1 protein-coding gene is annotated in these 2,158 nt (G+C 45.3%); it reads right to left on the reverse strand.

Features of this window, described 5'->3' with window-relative positions:
• Window positions 1–112 precede the first annotated feature (112 nt).
• Window positions 113–1,585 carry a group II intron reverse transcriptase/maturase gene (gene ltrA / locus L3V30_RS23890; protein WP_237310148.1) on the reverse strand — a complete coding sequence of 491 codons (1,473 nt, stop codon included), beginning with the start codon at window positions 1,583–1,585 and terminating at the stop codon, window positions 113–115.
• Between the last annotated feature and the right edge of the window lie 573 nt (window positions 1,586–2,158).

Consider the following 2,158-nt stretch of genomic DNA (forward strand, 5'->3'; position numbering starts at 1 on the left):
TGTCGAGTAGACGACACCTGTTACCAAGTGTCGTCCCTCTAAGAACCCAGCGTGCAACTTTCACCGCACTAAGCTCAAGCCTTCACAAAGGCACCTGATGGCACCCAGCAACTTATAAAGCAGTGAGAGTAGGCTCATGCCAAGAGTTACGACATTGCCTCTTTGACTTTCTCTTTGCCAAGTACTCTTGGTATTGAGGATCAAAAGGCGTAGCGGCACTCCTGATTTTCACATGTCTCTCTATTGGCACCTTGGTTATTTGAAACAGATTGAACTGACAATCCATATTCATGATCTTCTGCCAACCGTGAAATTGCCATTGACCTTGACGGTTGATGAAGTATTTAAGAGCGATCCAAGTTCTCGATTTTGTTGGATGACGCCTTTTTGCCCAGTACCATAACGTATGGAATAGCTTGTGACCTATATATCCGAATACCTGTTTAGCCACGCAGTGCCGATAGTAATTCGACCAGCCCCTGAGTTTCGGATTTATCAACTTGATTAAATCGTTAACGGGGATAGTTGCGTGCTTTTTGATGAGTTCGCGCAAGTTACTCAAGAACAGCAGTGTGTTGGATTTGCTCGGTTTAATGAGCAATTTCCCTTTGTACTTCCTATGATTAAAACCTAAGAAATCAAAACCACGGCTGATATGGGTAATGTGCGTTTTCTCTTCGGAGAGTGTTAAGCCTCTTTCTGCTAAGAAATCAGCAATCAACGGCTTGATATCGTTCTCCAGCACTTCCTTTGAAGCACAAGTGACGACGAAATCGTCGGCGTATCCAATAAAGTTGGCTCTGGCACCTTTTTTGAGTGCAGTAGACTTTATGCGTTGCTCAAGCCCTGCAAGAGTCATTAGCATCAAGGTCGGAGATATGACCCCGCCTTGTGGCGTTCCCTCGTCAGTGCGATAGAACAATCCTTTGTCCATAAAACCAGATTTTAACCATTGTTCCAACATTCGTTTATCTACGGCAATGTTATTCATAAGCCATTGATGTCCGATCTTATCGAAACAGGCTTTGATGTCTCCCTCAAGAACCCATTGCGCGGATTTCTTTTGACTTAAACAGATGAAACACTGAGCAATTGCATCAGCAGTACTTCTATTGGGTCTAAAGCCGTAGCTATTGGGATCGGCAAGTGTTTCTGATACTGGCTCCAGTGCAAGAAGATGAAGCGCTTGCTGCGCTCTATCAACCATGCAAGGGATACCTAGTGGTCTGAGTTTGCCGTTTTTCTTGGGGATGTAGATACGCTTGAGCGGTTTGGCTTGATAAGCTTTTCTGCTCAATTGATTGACTGCTTTCATACGGCGCGTATCTGTGTTCCAGATAACGCCGTCTATTCCAGGCGTTTTACTGCCTTTGTTTTGTGATACCCGCTTAACAGCAAGAAGTTTTGCTGAACGCGAGTGAGTCAGTATCCACTGCAACGCTTTCGCTTTGCCGTGTTTACCTTCTCGTGTTGCCTTTGCAATACGCATCTGAAGCTTTAAAACATGGGATTCAACGGCTTTCCAATTTATTGATTGCCATTGAGCGCTGTCAGGAGAGGCACTAATCTCTTTTGAAATCATCATTTGCATTTCTCCTTGAATAAAGTTCTTCAAATTCTCTTGCAACGGAAGACCAGTCGGAAGTCAGCTCACTTTCGTGTCAGATAGGGATCTGTATCTGCGTCGTTACAATGCAGCCTTCGCTTTTTCCAACATCCTCTACCTGCATCACTATCGGCCACAGCGGCTTTCCCAGAGGGAGTAATACAGGCTTACCGTGTTCCGTATGTCACGCAATGTCAGTTTAGATGCCCGCTATGGTGCGGAGAGTTCAGCGATCACGAAAGAGCATGGGGCAATCTCTTTCCGACTCTCATGCCTTTTGGCTACAGCGTATTAACCACTTTCGCTGATTCATCGTATAACGCACCTTGGACGGATTCACATTTGTTCATCATGCTGACTACCTAGCACTCACCCGATTTATGTGGTTATCAGGAGGATCGTACTCTCACGATTTCAATCCCGATTGGCAAATACCAACCTTCGTTACATTGTCAGACTCGCTACTTTATTCAGAGTCCTAGGTTCATCTGGTGATACAGATGGTTCACTCGTTGAGCGGTGAACAGCGCTTCATACGACCTCACGTCGCAC

This window comes from Vibrio sp. A1-1 (genome assembly GCF_021728175.1).
GTDB lineage: Bacteria > Pseudomonadota > Gammaproteobacteria > Enterobacterales > Vibrionaceae > Vibrio > Vibrio diabolicus.